The sequence below is a fragment of the Blastococcus capsensis genome (assembly GCF_030165005.1).
Lineage (GTDB): Bacteria > Actinomycetota > Actinomycetes > Mycobacteriales > Geodermatophilaceae > Blastococcus > Blastococcus capsensis.
Genome location: NZ_JASNNW010000001.1, coordinates 329,427 through 346,385 on the forward strand (window position 1 = coordinate 329,427; position 16,959 = coordinate 346,385).

A 16,959-nucleotide genomic window follows, 5' to 3' on the forward strand; every position below is an offset into this window, starting at 1 on the left:
CCCGGGACGAGTCGGTCCCGGACCCCGCGCCGTACGGCCACGATGGGTGCCGGAAGGCCGCAGGGATCGCGCCATGGCGCGTCATTGGGCTGGGAGCACTCTGGGAGGACCGTTCCGTTCAGCGCTGCGCTACGAGTTGTCGCGACGGCCCTACGGCGAGTTGTGGCTCACATCACGGCCGGTTAGGAAGAGGTCCCCTGAAACATTGGAGACCCAGTGCCCTATCCCTCACGGCGTCACGTCGCAGGCTCGGTCCTCGGCGTCCTGGCCCTGACGGCCACCGTCTCGGTCACCGCCACTCCCGCGGCGGCCGACCCCCTCAAGCCCATGGTGGTCTCGGTCTTCCCGTCCGACGACCTCACGGTCCGCGACCCGAATCAGCTGACCGGACGCCGGATCGCCCTGCCCGCCGGGAACTGCGCGCAGCCGGTCCTCTGCGGGCTGGTCCGCGAGCTCAACGAGCTCGACGGCTTCGACCTCGACCCGCGGATCGCCGTCCGGTTCACCCAGCCGGTCGACCCGGAGGGGGCCGCCCAGCGGATCACCCTCGAGGCCCCCGACGGTGGGCGGACCGGTGTCGACCGGGTCGTCTGGGACCCGGCGGCGAACACCCTCTACGCACACCCGGCCGAGCAGCTGGCTCCCGGCACCACCTACCGGCTCCGCGTGCACGACGCTCCAGGCCACGAGGCCACGGACGAGACGTTCACGACGATGAGCGCCACCGACGGGCTGCTCGACCTGCGTCGCCAGATCGACAGCGGCGCGGCCTTCGCCGCCGTCGGCATCGAGCAGCCCGGCCTGCAGGTGGACGGCGTCTTCCCCGTGGGCGGCACGACGCTCACCTGGGCCAAGGACGGTGGCACCACGGATCCGGATCCGGCGCCGCAGCCGCTCGCCCAGCTGCCGCCCACCAGCACGCTGGCCTTCGGCTCGTTCCTCGCGCCCTCCTGGCTGGGCCCGGACGTCACCCTCCCGCAGACGCCTACGCGGGACGCCGGGCCCGAGCCCGTCGAGGCGGAGCGGCTGCCGTTCCTCGCCGTCCTGCCGCCCGGCGCGCCGCCGGCCGGTGGGTGGCCGACGGCGGTGTTCGGGCACGGCTTCACCCGGTCGACCGCCGACGTCCTCCTGGCGGCTATCACCAACGCGCAGAGCGGCATCGCCACCATCGCGACCAACGTGGTCGGGCACGGAACCGGGCCGGAGAGCGCGTGGCTGATCAGCAGCGGGACCGAGCAGACGAGACTGCTCACCTACGGCCGGGGCGTCGACCAGAACGGTGATGGGGTCATCGGCAGCACCGAGGGGTCATCGGCCACCGGCGACGCCGCGCCCGCCTCGTCCCGCGACGCGCTCCGGCAGACCGCCGCGGACGTCATGACGCTGGTGCGCTCGCTGGGCGGCGCCGACGTCGACGGCGACGGAGCGCCGGACCTCTCCGGCGACGAGGTGACCTACTTCGGGCAGAGCTTCGGCGGCATCTACGGCACCATGCTCACCGGCGTCGACGGGCAGGTCGCCCGCTCGGTGCTCAACGTCCCCGGCGGCCCGATCAGCGAGATCGCCCGGCTCTCGCCGGCTTTCCGCCCGCTCACCACGAAGGCGCTGCGCGCCGCCGGGCTGCTCAACAGCGACGACCCGACCCGCAACTTCTTCCACGAGCAGCTGCCGCTGCGTGGTGAGGGCCCGGTGACGGTGACCGTGGACGGTGCCGTGGAGATCCAGGAGTACCTGGCGCGGGCGACGTGGTTGTCCCGCTCGGGCAGCCCGGAGACCTTCGCGCCGCTCATCGAGCCGGAGCGGGTGCTCGTGCAGGTGGCGTTCGGCGACGAGACGGTGCCCAACCCCACGTCCTACACCCTCGTCGACGCCGGCGGCCTGTGGTCGCGGACCAGCCTGTACCGCAACGACCTGACGGCCCAGAGAGAGCTCAACCCGCACAGCTTCCTGCTCAACGTGCCGCAGTTCCCGACGGGGGCGCTGCAGGCGCAGGAGCAGGTCGCCGAGTTCCTCGGCAACGACCAGGTGGTCGATCCCGACGGCCTCGGCCCGGTGTGGGAAGCGCCGATCAGCGACCCGGCTCTGCTGCTGCCGCTGAACTACCCCTCCCCCGCAACGCGCCCCTGACCGATCGCGGTTGAACGGGAGAGGCCCAGAACCGTCTCGGTTCTGGGCCTCTCCCGTTCACTGCCCCGCCCGGAGAGGTGGGGTCCTTCCTCAGGCGGCGGCGCGCATCAGCTGGCGGCGGACCTTCTTGCCCCCGGTCGTCATGCGGACCAGCTTCACCACCTGCGCCGGGGCGTTCTTCGGCGTGGTCTCGGCCAGCCAGCCGTTGGGGAGCGACAGCCGGATGACCTTGTGCCAGGCGCTCGCGACCTGCTTGTAGAGCGGGGCGGAGTGGTAGGTGAGGCCGTACCGGTCGAAGATCTCCTTCACCCGTGGGGCGATCTCGGCGTACCGGTTGCTGGGGAGGTCGGGGAACAGGTGGTGCTCCACCTGGTGCGACAGGTTCCCGGTCATGATGTGCATGGCCTTGCTGCCGGAGATGTTGGCCGAGCCGAGCATCTGCCGGACGTACCACTCACCGCGGGTCTCGCCGTCGATCGAGGTCTTCTCGAAGGTCTCGACGCCCTCGGGGAAGTGTCCGCACATGATCACCGAGTGCGACCAGAGGTTGCGCACCACGTTGGCGGTGAAGTTCGCGGCCAGGGTCGGCAGGAACGACGGGCCCGACAGCAGCGGGTGGACGACGTAGTCCTTGGCCGCCTGGTTGCGGATCTTCTTCAGCACCTGCTTGGTGGCGGCCCTGAACTTCGGGTCGTTGCGGCGCTTCTTGGTGGCCAGGTTCTTGCCCAGCTCGAGGTCGTAGGCGGCGATGCCGTACTCGAAGAAGCAGGCGTTGATGAAGTTCCACAGCGGCTGCGCCAGGTACATCGGGTGCCACTTCTGGTCCTCGTCGACGCGCATGATGCCGTAGCCGAGGTCGTTGTCCTTGCCGATCACGTTCGTGTACGTGTGGTGCAGCTCGTTGTGCGAGTGCTTCCACTGCTCGGCCGGGCTGGCCATGTCCCACTCCCAGGTCGTGGAGTGGATCTTCGGGTCGCGCATCCAATCCCACTGACCGTGCAGGATGTTGTGCCCGATCTCCATGTTCTCGAGGATCTTGGCCACCGAGAGACCGGCGGTACCGAGCACCCAGGCCGGCGGGAACTTCGAGAACAGCAGCACGGCGCGGCTGCCCAGCTCGAGCTTGCGCTGCACGTCGATGACCGTCCGGATGTACTTCGCGTCGTCCGCGCCGAGGCTGTCGCGCACCTCCTGGCGGATGGTGTCGAGCTCCTTGCCGATGAGCTCGATGTCCTCACGGGTGAGGTGCTCGATCGGGTTCTCGGGCTTCTTCTGGATGACGGTCATGGTCCGGCGCTCCTCTGGTCGGGCTGGATCAGTGGTCGATGTCGCAGGCGCCGGCGGCGGCGCTGATGCAGGTCTGGATGAGGACGCCGTCCCCGGGGGCGGCGGTGGTGATCTCGCCGTTGCGCAGGTCCCGGACGGCGCCCTCGCGCATGGGGAGGACGCAGCCGAAGCAGATCCCCATCCGGCAGCCGCTCGGCATGAGCACACCGGCGTCCTCGGCGGCGTCGAGGATCGGCGTCGCGCCGTCGGCCTCGATCGTCGTGCCGTTCTTCGTGAACGTGACGGTGCCGCCCTCGCCGGTGACCAGGATCCGCGGGCGGAACCGCTCGGTGTAGAGCCGGTCGGCCAGCCCCGCCTCCGCCCAGTGCTCCTCCAGCGCCTCGAGCATCCCGACCGGGCCGCAGGCCCAGGTGGCGCGCTCGTGCAGGTCGGGCACCAGTTCGGCGATGGACCGGGCGTCGAGCATCCCGGCGGTGTCGGTGTGCTGCTCGATGAGCCGGATCCGGCCCTCGGCGGCCAGGCGGCGCAGCTCATCGCCGAAGACGACGTCGTCGGCGGTGGGGGACGAGTGGACGAGGACCGTGTCGGTCAGCTGCTCGGCGGAGTTGCGCAGGATGCCCATGACCGGGGTGATGCCGGAGCCGGCGGTGACGAACAGCGCCTTGGCCGGCGCCTGCTCCGGGAGGCAGAACTCCCCCGTGGCCTGGTCGAGCTGGATGATCGTGCCCGGGCGCGCCCGGCGCACCAGGTAGTTGCTCACCTTGCCGTCGGGAATGGCCTTCACGGTGATCGTGAAGCAGCCGTCGGCGCGATCGAGGATCGAGGTGATCGAGTAGGCGCGCCACTGGCGCACACCGTCCACGTCGATGCCGATGCGGACGTACTGGCCCGGCACGTGGGGGAGCCAGTCGCGGCCGGGGCGGATGACGATCGTCGCCGCGTCCCGGGTCTCCGGCTGGACGGCCTCGATCCGCCCGCGCAGGGCGGCCCCGGAACGGAGCGGGTCGAACAGGTCGAGGTAGTCGACGGGCAGCAGCGGGGTGGTCACCAGCTCGGCGAACTTGAGCACCCGATCGCGCAGCGCGGTCCGCGCCGGCGTGCGGGTCACGGCGGAACGCGGGGCGGTGGCTGTCATGTACTCAGTTTTCCCGGTGCGGCGACCAAATACCTGTGCCCGGGACGTGAATCGACGGGTAGGTTCTGTTCGCCGAGGACAAAGGAGCCCAGATGACGCCGGACCTCCCTCCGTTCCCCGAAGCGGTCGCGGAGGCGATGCGCGCCGAGTTGCCGAAGGTGGCCGAGCGGGCGGTCGAAGAGATCATCGTCGCGGTGCCGAGCTACGCCGACGCCTTTCTCGGCCCGATGGGCCGCAAGATATCCACCGCCGTCGAGCTGACCCTGCGCGGGTTCCTCCAGCTGGCTTCCGCCGGAGGCAACGCCGACGCCGCCACCCCGGGCGGGTCCGTCGTCGAGGCCGCGTACGCCCTGGGCCGGGGTGAGGCGCGCGGCGGCCGCTCGATGGACGCGCTGCTGGCCGCCTACCGCGTCGGGGCGCGGGTCTCCTGGCGCGACATGAGCGCCGCCGCGGTCGCCGCCGGCCTGGGCCCGGAGCCGGTGGCCCGGTTCGCCGAGCTGGTCTTCGCCTACATCGACCGGCTGTCGGCGGCGAGCGTCGCCGGGCACGCCGACGAGCTCGCCTCCAGCGGCCGGGCCCGCCAGCGGCTGCTGGAGCGCCTCGCGCACGGCCTGCTCACCGGCAGCCCGCGCACCGAGCTGGCCGCCATGGCCCAGCGCGCCGAGTGGGCGTCGCCGCGCACCCTGACCGTCGTGCTGCTCCCGGAGGGCAGGGCGCGCGGCGCACTGGCGTCCCTCGACCCGCGCACCCTGGTCGCCGCCGAGGACGTCCCGGACCTGGACCGGACCGGTGATCTCGCGGTGCTGCTGGTGCCCGACGCGGAAGGCGCCGCGAGGGGCGCCCTGCTGCGCGGTCTGGGCGGCCGCGAGGCGGTGGTGGGGCCGGCACGGACCTGGTGGCACGCGCATGCCTCCTACGGCCGGGCGCTCCGCGCGCTGCGCCTCGGGATGACCTCCGTCGACGGCGGGCCGGTGGACACCGACGCCCACCTCGCCGAGCTGGTCCTGCGCGCCGACGAGGAGGCGCTGGCCGACCTGCGGGCCCGGGTGCTGGCGCCCCTGGAGTCGGTCGGGGACACCGCGCGGGAGAAGCTCACCGAGACGTTGCGCAGCTGGCTGATGCACCAGGGCCGGCGTGACCAGGTGGCCGCGGCGCTGTTCGTCCACCCGCAGACGGTGCGCTACCGGATGACGCAACTGCGCGAGCTCTACGGACCCAAGCTGGAGGACCCGCGCACGGTCCTGGATCTCACCGTCGCGCTGGGGGCGGTGACTCCCACCGGCGAGGTGCCGGGGAACGCCTGGTGACCGTCTCGCTGTCCCGTCGGAACCGGCGCTGGTCGTTGGTGGCGACGACGTGCTCGAGCTCGGCGCGGGTCAGCCGCACCACCGCCGGCAGCTCGTCGACGTCGGCCCCGCCACGAATGCGACGACGTCGTGGCGATCGGGCCGTGATGGCCACGAGTTCGTCGCACTCGGCCGGAGCGGTGCAGCTACTACCGCCGTCCGCCCGGTCTGGTGTCGAGCGGGCACCGGACGGCAGGGTGACGGGATGACCGTCGACCTGGCCGCTGCCGCAGGGTTCCTCGCCACCTCCGCCCGCGTGCTGGACCGTCGCCGGTTCGACCTGCTGACCGGTGCGGGCGGGCCCGAGCCCGTCCTGGCCGCCGTCGACGGCTACCGGAACCCGGACGGCGGGTACGGCTGGGGCCTGGAGCCGGACCTGCGCTCGGCCACCAGTCAGCCGGGCGGCGCACTGCACGCGCTCGAGGCGTTCGCCGACGTGGTTCCGGCCACCACCCCACGAGCCGTGGAGCTGTGCGACTGGCTGGCGGCGGTGAGCCTGCCCGACGGGGGGCTGCCCTTCGCGCTCCCGGTCCCCGACCCGGTGGCGTGCGCCCCGTTCTGGGCCGGGGCGAACGCCGGCGCCTCCTCCTTGCAGATCACCGCCGGGGTGGCCGCGGCCGCCCACCGGGTCGCCGCGGTCGACCACGCGGTGGCCGGACACCCGTGGCTGGCCCGGGCGACGGAGTACTGCCTGGCCGCCATCGGCGGGCTCGGGGACGATCCGCACGCGATGGTGCTCGCCTTCAGCGCCCAGTTCCTGGACGCCGCGGTGCCGGCCGAGCCCCGTGCGACCGAGCTCGTCGAGCAGCTGCGGAGCCACGTCCCCGCCGACGGGCTGGTGCACGTGGCGGGCGGTGCGGAGGGGGAGTTCATGCGACCGCTGGACTTCGCGCCTCTCCCGGGCGGCCCGGCCCGCGGTCTGTTCGCTCCCGACGTGGTGGAGGCCGAGCTCGACCGGCTGGCGGCCGCGCAGCAGCCGGACGGCGGGTGGTCCGTCGACTTCGACAGCTACTCGCCGGCGGCGACGCTGGAGTGGCGCGGGCACTCCACCGTGCAGGCCCTGGTGCTCCTGCGGGCCAACGGCGTCTTGTGACGGTGTGCTCCGAGAAGGAGACCGACGAGCTGGCCGATTGGTTCCATGAGGTCGGTCGGCGTGTCGCCGAGGTCGGCCCACGGAAGATCGCTTGGCGGCAGTGGCCTGCCCCAGTGACGCCTTCACGTGACGTCTGGACCGATGGACAATGGCGGGCCGTAGAAGCCGAGTCGGTGCTCACGCAGGCAGGAGCGTGAACGCCTCGATGTGGGCGGGCCGCACGACGCTGAAGTGTCGGCGGTCGAATGTGGCGATGCGCTCGACTCCCAACCGCTCGGCCAACGCGATCACCGACGCGTCGGTGCCGCCGAGGCCGAGATCCGAGTACCGATCGACCAGCTCGGCCATCGTGCCAGATCAGTCGGGGTCAGCTCGGCAAGCTCGAGCACGCCGGCGGAGAACGACCGCAGGAACCGGGCCTCGGCGGCCGCGCCACCGCGGTCCCGGCTGCCAATGAGGTGACAGACCTCGGCGATCACTGTGGCCGGCACCAGCAGTCGGTCGGCTTCGGCCTCCAGCAGCTCGCGAGCCGCGCGATGGTGAGAGTCGGCGGCGTTGGCCACTGCGACGAGGACGTTGGTATCGACCAGGATCACTCGCGACCGAAATCCCGCCGCAGGTACTCATCGGTGCGCTCCGAGAGATCCGGCTCCGCAGAGAAGGACGCAGCGAAGTCGAAGCTCCGAGGCGACGTCCCGGCCGGCCCGGGCTGCGTCGCTGCCTCCTCGCCGGACCCGGTGGCTTTCACCACGTGCAGGCGCTGGCCGGGTCGCACGCCATGGCGAAGCAGCTCAGCCAGCAGCTCAGCGGCGTCCTCGGGAACGGTGAGCTCCCAGCCATCTGCGGTGCTCATGATCCGAGGTTAGCGGTTACTCGAAGAAGTCCTCGTCGACCTCGACCAGGCGGTACATGTGCTTGGTCTGGACGCCGACGCCGTACTGGATCATCAGCCGGGCGAGCTTGTCGCCGTCGATCAGGATGACGCGGGCGTTGATCGTCGCCGCGTACTCGGTGGCCTGTGGGGTGAAGCGGCTGGTCGTGAACTGAGACTAAACGCCAGCGGTGAGCAGCCAGGCCGAGACAGGCGGCGATCTCTCCTGCTCACGCCGGCCGGAGGAGGGCGACCAGGAAGTCGGAGGTACCGGTGAACGGCCGCAGGTCCCAGGTGGCCAGCAGCAGGTCCGGCGTCCAGCCGGCGGCGCGGGCGTCGTCGAGGAACTCGTCGAACTCGTATCCGCGCCCCGCGCCGAACCCGATCGCGGCCCGGCCGTCGGGGGCCACGTGCGCCCGAAGCCGGCGGAGGACCGCGCCCCGTGTCGACGGCGCCAGGAAGGTGACCACGTTGCCGGCGCACACGATCACGTCGAACGGGTCGGCCTCCCCCGCCGCCGGAAGCTCCAGTTCGGCGAGGTCGCCGACCAGCCACCGGGCCGCCGGGTGCTGCCCCCGCGCCTCCGCCACCAGCACGGGGTCGCCGTCCACGCCGACCACGCGGTGGCCGGCGGCGGCGAGGAAGCCGCCGATGCGCCCGGTGCCCGATCCGGCGTCGAGCACCCGCGCCCCCCGCGGGAGCATCGCGTCGACCAGCCGCGCCTCGCCCACGAGGTCGTGCCCGGCCTGCGCCAGGTCCCGGAAGCGCTGGATGTAGGCGGCCGAGTGCTCGGGGTTCTCCTCGGTCAGCCGCGTCCACATGCTCGGTTCGGTCATGACGCCGTTCTACACGGGGTCGATCAGCACGCCGGGATTGAGCACCCCGGCGGGGTCGAGGACGGCCTTGGCGGCCCGGAGGGCGACGGCGAACGGCTCCGGTCGCTGCCGGTCGTAGCCGGGCCGGTGGTCGCGGCCGACGGCGTGGTGGTGGGTGATCGTCGCGCCGAGTCGGCCCAGCACCTCCGACGCCGCGGTCTTCACCTCGTCCCACATCGCCACCTCCGATCCGGGCCGGCCGGCGGCGACGACGGTGAAGTACGGCGCCGCCCCGTCGGGGTAGACGTGGGTGAACCGGCAGGTGATCCGCCCCGGGCCGCCGGTCACCTCGCGCACCGCGGCCCCGACCTCGGCGCCGACCGTCGCGTAGAGCTCGGCCACCCGGTCCCAGGTGCACGCCGTCTCGAACGTCTCCACGATCGCGCTCATCCGGGCCAGACCGTCGCGCACGTAGGGCATCCGCAGGAACGCCGTCCGCCAGGTGTCGGCGGCGGCATCGCGGCCGCCGTCGCGCGGAGCGACCGCTCCCCCGCAGCTCCGGGCCAGGTCCGTCAGCTCGTCGAGCCGGTGCGCCACCGGGTGCGCCGCCGACTCCACGCCCAGGACCAGCACCCACTCCCCGGTCGACGTCCCCGCCAGCTCCGCCTCGCCCGGGTCGAGCAGCCGGCAGTTCGCCGGGTGCAGCCCGGACTGCGCGATGGCCCGGACGGCGTCCACCGCGGCGCCGGCCTCGCGGAACGTCACGGACGCCGACGCCTTGGACCGGGGCCGGTCCTGCAGCCGCATCCACGCCTCGGTGATGACGCCCAGCGTCCCCTCCGAGCCCAGGAACAGCCGGTCCGGGGACGGCCCGGCTCCCGAGCCGGGCAGCCGCCACGACTGGCTGACCCCGGTCGGGGTCACGACGCGGAGCGACTCGACCAGGTCGTCGATGTGCGTGTGCAGCGTGGCGTAGTGCCCACCCGCCCGCGTGGCCAGCCAGCCGCCGAGCGTGGAGAACTCGAAGCTCTGCGGAAAGTGCCGCAGCGTGAGGTCGTGGGGCCGCAACTGGTCCTCCAGCACCGGACCGAGCGCGCCGGCCTGGATGCGGGCCGCCCGGCTGACCGGGTCCACCTCGAGCACCCGGTCCAGGCCGGTGAGGTCCAGCGAGACCCACGGCCGCTCCCCGCGGTACTCCACGCCTCCGACCACCGAGCTGCCACCGCCGAAGGGCACCACCGCGATCCCGGCCGACCCGGCCCAGTCGAGCACGTCGACGACGTCGCGCTCGTCGCGCGGGAAGCCGACGGCGTCCGGCGCGCCCACCAGATTGCCCGAAAGCGCACGGACGACGTCGCGGCAGGCCTTGCCGTAGGTGTGCCGGGCGCGGTCCGGCACGGAGCGGGACAGTGGCAGGGAGGACGGCGGGGACACCCGCGACTCCGGCAGGGCGAGCTCGGCCAGGGCCGGCACCGGTCGAGGCCGGTCGGGGAGCCCTGGCAGGAGCGCGCCGGCCGCGGCGCACTCGTCGTCGCTCAGCGCCCGGTCGGTGGTGCCCCAGCCCCACCAGGAGCGTTCCGCGGTTCCGGTCACTCGGTCGTCCTCCAGTCGGGCGGCTCGGCGGGGTGCAGCAGCGGGTCGTCGGCGGCCAGCGTGCGCACCGGTCCGGGCGGCGTCAACGGCCCCTCGAAGCGGACCGTGACCCGCCCGAGCCCGCGGCCCCACACCCAGCCGGCACCGAGCTCGTCGTGGCGCACGTCCTGCCCCGGCCACCAGCGCTTCTCGATGGGCAGCTCGGCCGGTTCGGGCTCCGGCTCGGCCTCGGGCGCGGCAGTGAGCTCCGGCTCCGGCCCGTCGTCGGTCGCGAACAGGTCACCCTGCGCGTAGAGCGACAGCCCCGAGACGCCGACGCCGAGCAGGCGCAGCCCGCCCGCGGCGCCGGCCTCGGCGAGCAGCCGGCGGGCCGTGGCGGCGATGAGCCGGGCGTCGTCGGTGGGCTGGGGCAGCGTCTGCGAGCGGGTGAGCGTCGTGAAGTCGTAGCGGCGCAGCTTGACGGTGACGGTCCGCCCGGAGTACGCGGACTTCCGCAGCCGGGCCCCCACCCGCGCGGCCATCGAGTCGATCTCCCGGCCCAGGACGTCGAGGTCGGTGAGGTCGCGCTCGAACGTCTCCTCGTGCGAGACCGACTTGACCTCCCGGTCGGGGACGACGGCGCGGTCGTCCTCGGCCCGGGCCAGCGCGTGCAGCCCGGCGCCGTGGGCCCGGCCGGCCAGCGCCACCAGGTCGGGCAGCGACTTGGCCGCCAGGTCGGCGACCGTCTTCACCCCGACCTGGTGCAGCCGCTCCGCCGTCGCCGGTCCGACGCCGCCGAGCCGGGTGACCGGGAGCGGGTGCAGCACGGTCAGCTCCTGGCCTGGCGGGACGACGACCAGCCCGTCGGGCTTCTGCAGGTCGGAGGCGATCTTGGCCATGAGCTTCGAGCTGCCGATGCCCACGGACCCGGTGACCCCACCGGTGGCCGCCGCGATGCACTCCTTGAGCCCCCGGGCCAGTTCCGTCACGTCCGAAACCGACAGGTCGTTGCCGGGTCCGGCGGTGAGGTCGACGTAGGCCTCGTCGATGGAGACGGGCTCCACGAGGGGGGAGAGCTCGCGCAGCAGGTCCATGACGACGTCGGAGGTGCGCCGGTAGGCGGCGAACCGCCCGCCGAGGAACGCCGTCCCGGACGGGCAGCGGCGCCGGGCCTCCGCCGTCGACATCGCCGAGCGCGCCCCGTACGCCCGCGCCTCGTAGGAAGCGGTGGCGACGACGCCCCGCCCACCTACGCCGCCGACGACGACCGGCCGGCCGCGCAGCGACGGCTTGTCGCGCTGCTCGACCGCAGCGAAGAAGGCGTCGAGGTCGAGGTGCAGGATGCTCGCCTCCCGCCGCATGCCTCCGATGATCCCTGAGTGGCCTCAGGCCTGACTCATGCCGGCCAGATCCCGGCGAAGTGGTGCACCGGTCCGTGCCCGGAGCCGATGCCCAGGGACGCGCCCGCGGCGAGCGACCGCTGGAGGTAGTCCCGTGCCTCCTCCACCAGGGCAGGCCAGTCGGGCCGCCCGCCCGCGCGCGCCGCCAGGGCGGTGACCGCCGATGACAGCGTGCAGCCGGTGCCGTGCGTGGCCGTCGTCGACAGCCGGGGGCGCCGGGTCACCGTCGTCCCGGTGGCCGTGGCGAGGACGTCGACGCTGTCCGTACCACCGAGGTGCCCGCCCTTCAGCAGCACCGCGCCGGGGCCGAGGCCCAGCAGGGCCCGGGCCTGCTCGAGCAGGCCGTCGACGTCCGTGGCGGGGACGACGTCCAGCAGCGCCGCTGCCTCGGGGACGTTCGGCGTGATCAGGTCGGCCACCGGCAGCAGGTCGTCCCGGACGGCGGCCACCGCCTCGTCGTCGATCAGCCGGTCACCGCTGGTCGCGACCATCACGGGGTCGCACACCACCGGTCCGGGGCGCCGTGCGGCGAGCACGGCTGCCACCTCGCGCACCACCTCCGCGCTGCCCAGCATGCCGAGCTTGGTGGCGTGCACCTCGACGTCGTCCAGGAGGGTGTGCAGCTGCTGGCCCACGAATGCGGCCGGCACGGCATGGACCCCGGTGACGCCGCGGGTGTTCTGAGCTGTGAGCGCGGTGAGCACGGCAGTGCCGTAGGCGCCCAGCGCGCTGAAGGTCTTGAGGTCGGCCTGGATCCCGGCGCCGCCACTCGGATCGCTGCCGGCCACGGTGAGGGCGGTGGGAGTCACCGTGCACCCACCGGGGCGAGCGCCGCCCGGAGCCGGGCTGCGGCGGCGCGGGGGTCGGCCGCGGCGCAGATGTCGGAGACCACGCAGATCCCGTCCACCCCGGTGGCGGCCACGGCGGCCGCGCGGGTGGCGTCGATGCCCCCGATCGCCACGGCGAGCAGCCCGCCCGTGCGGGCGGCGGCGGCCAGCTCCTGGACCGCAGCCAGGCCGAGTCCCGGCCCGGCTTCGGGCTTGGTGGGCGTCGCCCAGACCGGGCTCAACCCGACGACGTCGAGAGTGCCGGGCGGTAGCCGGAGGGCCTCGGCCAGGTCGTCGGCGCTCTCCACGGAGAGGCCGATCAGCCGGTGGGGCCCCAGCAGTCGCCGCACCTCCTCAGCAGGCAGGTCCTCCTGGCCCACGTGCACGCCGTCGGCGCCGGCCAGCAGGGCGACGTCCACGGCGTCGTTGACCACGACCGGCACGTCCGGCCGGTCGGCGACGGCCGCCTGCACCGCGCGGGTCAGGGCCAGCAGCTCGCGGCGGGAAGCATGCTTGTCCCGCACCTGGACGGCGGTGACCCCACCGGCCACCGCCGCGCGCACCACGTCGGCCACCGGGCGCGGGCGGCACAGCTCCGTATCGGTGACCAGGTACAGCGTCGGGTCGAACGGCGGCCGCATCAGCCGGCCCGGACGTCCGCGGTGGCGAGGTCGTCGGGACCGACCGCGTCCAGGGCGTCGAGCCAGGCGGGGGCGAAGGTGCCGGGACCGGCGGCCGTCCGGGCCGCGCGCTCCGCGGCGACGGCGACGTGCGCGTGGGCGGCCACCGCACCGGTCAGCGGGTCGCCGACCGCTGCGACGTAGGCGGCCACCAGCGCGCCGAGGGCGCAACCGGCGCCGGTGGTGCGGGTCAGCAACGGGGAACCGCCGCCGACTCGGACGGTGCGGGCGCCGTCGGTGAGCAGGTCCACCTCGCCGCTCACCGCGATCACCCCACCCGTGCGCGCCGCGAGTTCCCGGGCCGCCGTCACGGCGTCGTCGGCGCCCGCGGTGCTGTCGACCCCCCGGCCACCGGCGCCGGCCCCCGCCAGCGCCATGACCTCCGAGGCGTTGCCCCGCACGACGGCCGGGGACAGCTCCAGCAGCTCGCCGGCCAGCGCCGTCCGGTAGGCCAGCCCACCGACGGCCACGGGGTCGAGCACCCAGGGCGTGCCCGCCGCACCGGCCGAGCGGGCGGCCAGCCGCATCGCCTCGGCGGTGCGCTCGTGCACCGTGCCGACGTTGATCAGCAGGGCGGAGGCGACGGCGGCGAAGTCGCCCGCCTCCTGGGGTGCGTCCACCATGGCCGGAGCCGCGCCCACGGCCAGGAGGGCGTTCGCCGTGAAGGTCTGCACGACCGTGTTGGTCAGGCAGTGCACCAGAGGTGCGTTCTCGCGCAGCGCCGTCCGGGCCGCCCGCAGGTCGATGGCTTCCACGCCGGTGACATCCCTTCGCCAGTGCGAGCTGGAGCAGGTTCGACGGGTGTGATCTCAGTCCCGGGCGGGACACCCCGTGCCACGTACGGGCCGAACGTAACACCCCCTCGGCCGAGGGGCCGGGGGGCCGGGACGGTGGTACACCGCTACCGTTCTCCCGTACCGCGGGAGCCCATCGCAGTGGGCTGAGAGGACGGCTGCGGCCGCCGACCGTTCGAACCTGTCCGGGTCATGCCGGCGTAGGGAGGCAATCGATGCGTGCAGTCCGTTTCCACGGGCAAGGCCGGCCGGTCGCGGTCGAGGAGGTCGACGAGCCGCGGCCCGGGCCCGGGGACGTGCTGATCGACGTCGCCGCGGCCGGCATCTGTGGCACCGAACTCCACTTCCTCGACGGGCTGCTGACCCCGGCCCGCACCCCCATCACGCTGGGGCACGAGGTGGCCGGGGTCGTCGCCGAGGTCGGCGCGGAGGTGGCGGGGGTGGCCGCGGGTGACCGCGTCGCGGTGCACTACCTGCACGCCTGCCACCGGTGCCGTCCGTGCCGGGCCGGGAACGACCACCTGTGTGACCAGCCGCTCGGCTTCCTCGCCTTCGTCACCGACGGCGGCTTCGCCGACCGGATCGCCGTGCCGGCATCGGCCGTCGTGCCGGTCCCCGAAGAGGTCGACCTGCCGGTCGCCGCCACCCTGTGCTGCAGCGCCACCACGGCGCTGCACGCCGTCGACGTGGCGGGGGTCCGGCCGGGGGACGCGGCGGTCGTCTACGGGACCGGGGGCGTCGGCCTGGCCATGGTGCAGGTGCTCCGTGAGGCCGGGGCGCGCCCGATCGCCGTCGCCCGGAACCCGGAGCGACTGGCCCTGGCGCGCGAGCTCGGGGCGGAGGTCACGGTGGACGGCACGGGGGACGTCGCCGCGGGCGTTCGCGCGGCCACCGACGGGGTGGGCGCCGACGTCGTCTTCGAGCTGGTCGGCAGCCGGGAGACCGGTGCCGCCGCGCTCGCCTCCCTCGGCAAGCGCGGAACGCTGGTCTACGTCGGCTACAGCTTCGACACCGTGGAGGTCTCCCCGCTCTCCCTCGTCGTCCCGGAGCAACGGATCGTCACGTCGGTCGGCAACCGGCGCTCGGAGCTGGTGGCGGCGCTCGACCTGGCCGCCCGCGGCCGGCTGCGCACGCCGATCACCGAGCACCCACTGGAGGAGGCGCCTCGGGCGCTCGAGGATCTGCGCGCCGGGCGGGTGCTGGGGCGTGCGGTGCTCCGCCCGTGACCGACGACTTCAGCCCTCGGTGAGAGCGGTGGCGGGCAGCCAGTCGGCCTCGAGCAGCTCGGCGATCTCCTGCAGCGAGGCGGTGTCGGCACCGGCGGTCGAGCCGCTCACTGCCAGCCGTTCCACCATGACGCGGGCCACCTGCTCCTCCACGGTGTCGGCGGCGAACGCGACCCGCCAGGGCGAGCTGCGCCCGTCGCGGTGGGTGCGGCCGGTGACCTGCCGGGCCTGGATGCCGGAGAACCGCGGCTGGTGGAACAGGCCCACCCGGGGCGCCTCCGACGCCGCCCGGCCGTCGGGCAGCAGCTCGCCGGCGTGCAGGCTGATCGACGCGGTCACCGTGAACACGCAGACCGCCGCCTCCCCCCGCTGGAAGCGCAGCCGCTCGGCCTCGACGTCGAACCGGTCGCGGCCGTAGATGCCGGCGACCGGGATGCCCGCGTCGAGCAGCGCCTCGCGGATCGGATCGGCCGCCGTCTCGACGAACTCCACCGACACCGCCACCTGGCGCTCGGCCTCCACCTGGGCCCTGATCCATTCGACGGTGGCCTGCACCCGGATCAGCCCGGCCTTCTGCCGGAACCGCAGCAGCGCGGCCCGGCCACGGGCGGTCTGCCGGCCGCGCCGGGCCAGCTGCATCTCGGCGCGGAACTCCGACCATTCGGCCTCGTACTGCGCGCGCTCGGCGGGGGTCAGCACCACGGGGGTGCCGGTCACCGAGACCGGCCCCCAGGGTGCGGGGCGGTGCAGGGTGGCCGGCGGGTCGGCCTGCGCCAGCCAGGTCTGCAGCCGGGCCAGGTCGGCCCGGCGCTCGTCGGCGTCCTCGGTCCACTGCCAGCCGTAGCGGCCACGTTCCACGTGGAACGTGTGCCGGGCCAGCGCCGCCGGCAGGTCGGCCCACTCCCGGATCGACTCACCGTGCCGGGCGGCGAACTCCGGCGCCAGGTAGGGCAGTTCGAGCGGGGTGTGCGCCGGGGTCGCCGTGGCGGCGAGGACGTACGGCGTCCCCTTCACCCGGGCGGCGCCCGAGACGGCCTTCCAGTGCTTCCAGCGCTGGGTCGTCGTGTGCCGCACCATGTGCGCCTCGTCGGCGACGACGACGTCGAAGCGGAGCTTCGCCACCTTCCCCAGCCGGTCCCAGGTGGTCACGCACCAGCGCAGGCCACCGTCGCCGAAGCCGGCGATCGAGCGGGTCCAGTGCGCGATGGTGATGGCGGCGGGCCGGTCGGCGATCACCAGGACGGTGCGGACGTCCCGCTGCTCCGCGACGGCCTTCACCGCGAGGATCGCGGTGCCCGTCTTGCCGACGCCGGGGTCGTCACCGAGCAGGAACACCCGGCCACCGGCCGCCGCGTGCGCGGCGATCACGTCGGCGCCGTCGCACTGCTGCTCGCGCGGGGTGAGCGACCGGGCCGGGGCGATCGGCCGGGGCTGCTCGTTCAGCTCGTCCTCTAGAAAACGCTCCAGGGTGTACGGCGGCGGGTCGTAGGGCGCCAGCTCCGGCGGCAGCTCGCGGCCCACCCACACGTGGGCCTGCAGTTCCGGGTGCCAGACGGCGCCGGGCGCCGGCGCGCGGAACGGCACGGCGAGCACCCACACCCGCTCCCCCGGCCCTGCGGTGGGCGGCTCGGCGGCGGCCTTCCTCGGTGCCGGCTTCCGCGGGGCCGCCTTCCGCGTCGTCGCCGCCGTCGCCCGGCGGGTGCGCGTGCTGCTGCCCGTGCTGCGGCGGCTGCTCGCGTTCCGGCGTCGTCCTGGCATCTGCATCCCCTCGTCGATCCCCCGGCAC

At 74.0% G+C, this 16,959-nt stretch carries 15 protein-coding genes, 1 pseudogene and 2 riboswitches; of the genes and pseudogenes, 4 read left to right on the top strand and 12 right to left on the bottom strand.

Going from position 1 to position 16,959, the window contains the following annotated elements:
• Window positions 1-216 precede the first annotated feature (216 nt).
• Entirely contained in the window at window positions 217-2,127 is a 1,911-nt protein-coding gene (locus QOZ86_RS01535) for a hypothetical protein (RefSeq protein WP_284490176.1), read from the top strand.
• 90 nt (window positions 2,128-2,217) lie between these two features.
• Here the strand turns inward: QOZ86_RS01535 and QOZ86_RS01540 are convergent, their stop codons facing one another.
• Complete coding sequence (locus QOZ86_RS01540) at window positions 2,218-3,414, bottom strand: fatty acid desaturase family protein (RefSeq protein WP_284490177.1); 1,197 nt, start codon at window positions 3,412-3,414, stop codon at window positions 2,218-2,220.
• Between the two features lie 28 nt (window positions 3,415-3,442).
• Window positions 3,443-4,549 (bottom strand): ferredoxin reductase, encoded by a 1,107-nt coding sequence (locus QOZ86_RS01545; protein ID WP_284490178.1) that lies wholly within the window; start codon window positions 4,547-4,549, stop codon window positions 3,443-3,445.
• Window positions 4,550-4,641: 92 nt separating this feature from the next.
• Here QOZ86_RS01545 and QOZ86_RS01550 point away from each other — a divergent pair, with 92 nt between their 5' ends.
• Entirely contained in the window at window positions 4,642-5,856 is a 1,215-nt protein-coding gene (locus QOZ86_RS01550; protein WP_284490179.1) for a PucR family transcriptional regulator, read from the top strand.
• Between the two features lie 244 nt (window positions 5,857-6,100).
• Window positions 6,101-6,988, top strand: a complete 888-nt coding sequence (locus QOZ86_RS01555) for a hypothetical protein (RefSeq protein ID WP_284490180.1) — start codon at window positions 6,101-6,103, stop codon at window positions 6,986-6,988.
• A gap of 287 nt (window positions 6,989-7,275) precedes the next feature.
• On the opposite strand, the gene QOZ86_RS01560 is transcribed toward QOZ86_RS01555, so the two are convergent.
• The 9 genes and pseudogenes from QOZ86_RS01560 to thiM form a co-directional block, all read right to left on the bottom strand.
• Complete coding sequence (locus QOZ86_RS01560; protein WP_284490181.1) at window positions 7,276-7,584, bottom strand: type II toxin-antitoxin system VapC family toxin; 309 nt, start codon at window positions 7,582-7,584, stop codon at window positions 7,276-7,278.
• On the bottom strand, window positions 7,581-7,841 hold the full coding sequence (locus tag QOZ86_RS01565) for a hypothetical protein (RefSeq protein ID WP_284490182.1): 261 nt from the start codon (window positions 7,839-7,841) through the stop codon (window positions 7,581-7,583). Before QOZ86_RS01565 ends, QOZ86_RS01560 begins: the two co-directional genes overlap by 4 nt.
• Window positions 7,842-7,857: 16 nt before the next feature.
• A pseudogene (locus QOZ86_RS21105) lies at window positions 7,858-7,986 on the bottom strand (restriction endonuclease); the annotation flags it as partial.
• Between the two features lie 103 nt (window positions 7,987-8,089).
• Window positions 8,090-8,695, bottom strand: a complete 606-nt coding sequence (locus QOZ86_RS01575) for a class I SAM-dependent methyltransferase (RefSeq protein ID WP_284490184.1) — start codon at window positions 8,693-8,695, stop codon at window positions 8,090-8,092.
• Window positions 8,696-8,704: 9 nt separating this feature from the next.
• Complete coding sequence (locus tag QOZ86_RS01580; RefSeq protein ID WP_284490185.1) at window positions 8,705-10,267, bottom strand: FAD-binding oxidoreductase; 1,563 nt, start codon at window positions 10,265-10,267, stop codon at window positions 8,705-8,707.
• A complete protein-coding gene (locus tag QOZ86_RS01585; RefSeq protein ID WP_284490186.1) occupies window positions 10,264-11,607 on the bottom strand; it encodes a DNA polymerase IV in 1,344 nt (447 codons plus the stop codon). The genes QOZ86_RS01580 and QOZ86_RS01585 overlap by 4 nt, the downstream gene beginning before the upstream one ends.
• A 35-nt stretch (window positions 11,608-11,642) precedes the next feature.
• Complete coding sequence (gene thiD / locus QOZ86_RS01590; RefSeq protein ID WP_284490187.1) at window positions 11,643-12,455, bottom strand: bifunctional hydroxymethylpyrimidine kinase/phosphomethylpyrimidine kinase; 813 nt, start codon at window positions 12,453-12,455, stop codon at window positions 11,643-11,645.
• Entirely contained in the window at window positions 12,452-13,114 is a 663-nt protein-coding gene (gene thiE, locus QOZ86_RS01595) for a thiamine phosphate synthase (protein WP_284490188.1), read from the bottom strand. The genes thiD and thiE overlap by 4 nt, the downstream gene beginning before the upstream one ends.
• Window positions 13,114-13,908 carry a hydroxyethylthiazole kinase gene (gene thiM, locus QOZ86_RS01600; RefSeq protein ID WP_284490189.1) on the bottom strand — a complete coding sequence of 265 codons (795 nt, stop codon included), beginning with the start codon at window positions 13,906-13,908 and terminating at the stop codon, window positions 13,114-13,116. The genes thiE and thiM overlap by 1 nt, the downstream gene beginning before the upstream one ends.
• Window positions 13,902-13,995: riboswitch (TPP riboswitch) on the bottom strand. Its footprint overlaps the gene before it by 7 nt.
• Window positions 13,996-14,062: 67 nt before the next feature.
• A riboswitch (TPP riboswitch) is annotated at window positions 14,063-14,171 on the top strand.
• On the opposite strand from thiM, the gene QOZ86_RS01605 reads away from it, so the two are divergent.
• A complete protein-coding gene (locus QOZ86_RS01605) occupies window positions 14,163-15,173 on the top strand; it encodes an alcohol dehydrogenase catalytic domain-containing protein (RefSeq protein WP_284490190.1) in 1,011 nt (336 codons plus the stop codon). Its footprint overlaps the riboswitch before it by 9 nt.
• A gap of 9 nt (window positions 15,174-15,182) precedes the next feature.
• Here the strand turns inward: QOZ86_RS01605 and QOZ86_RS01610 are convergent, their stop codons facing one another.
• Window positions 15,183-16,931 (bottom strand): DEAD/DEAH box helicase, encoded by a 1,749-nt coding sequence (locus tag QOZ86_RS01610; protein WP_284490191.1) that lies wholly within the window; start codon window positions 16,929-16,931, stop codon window positions 15,183-15,185.
• Window positions 16,932-16,959: the final 28 nt, after the last annotated feature.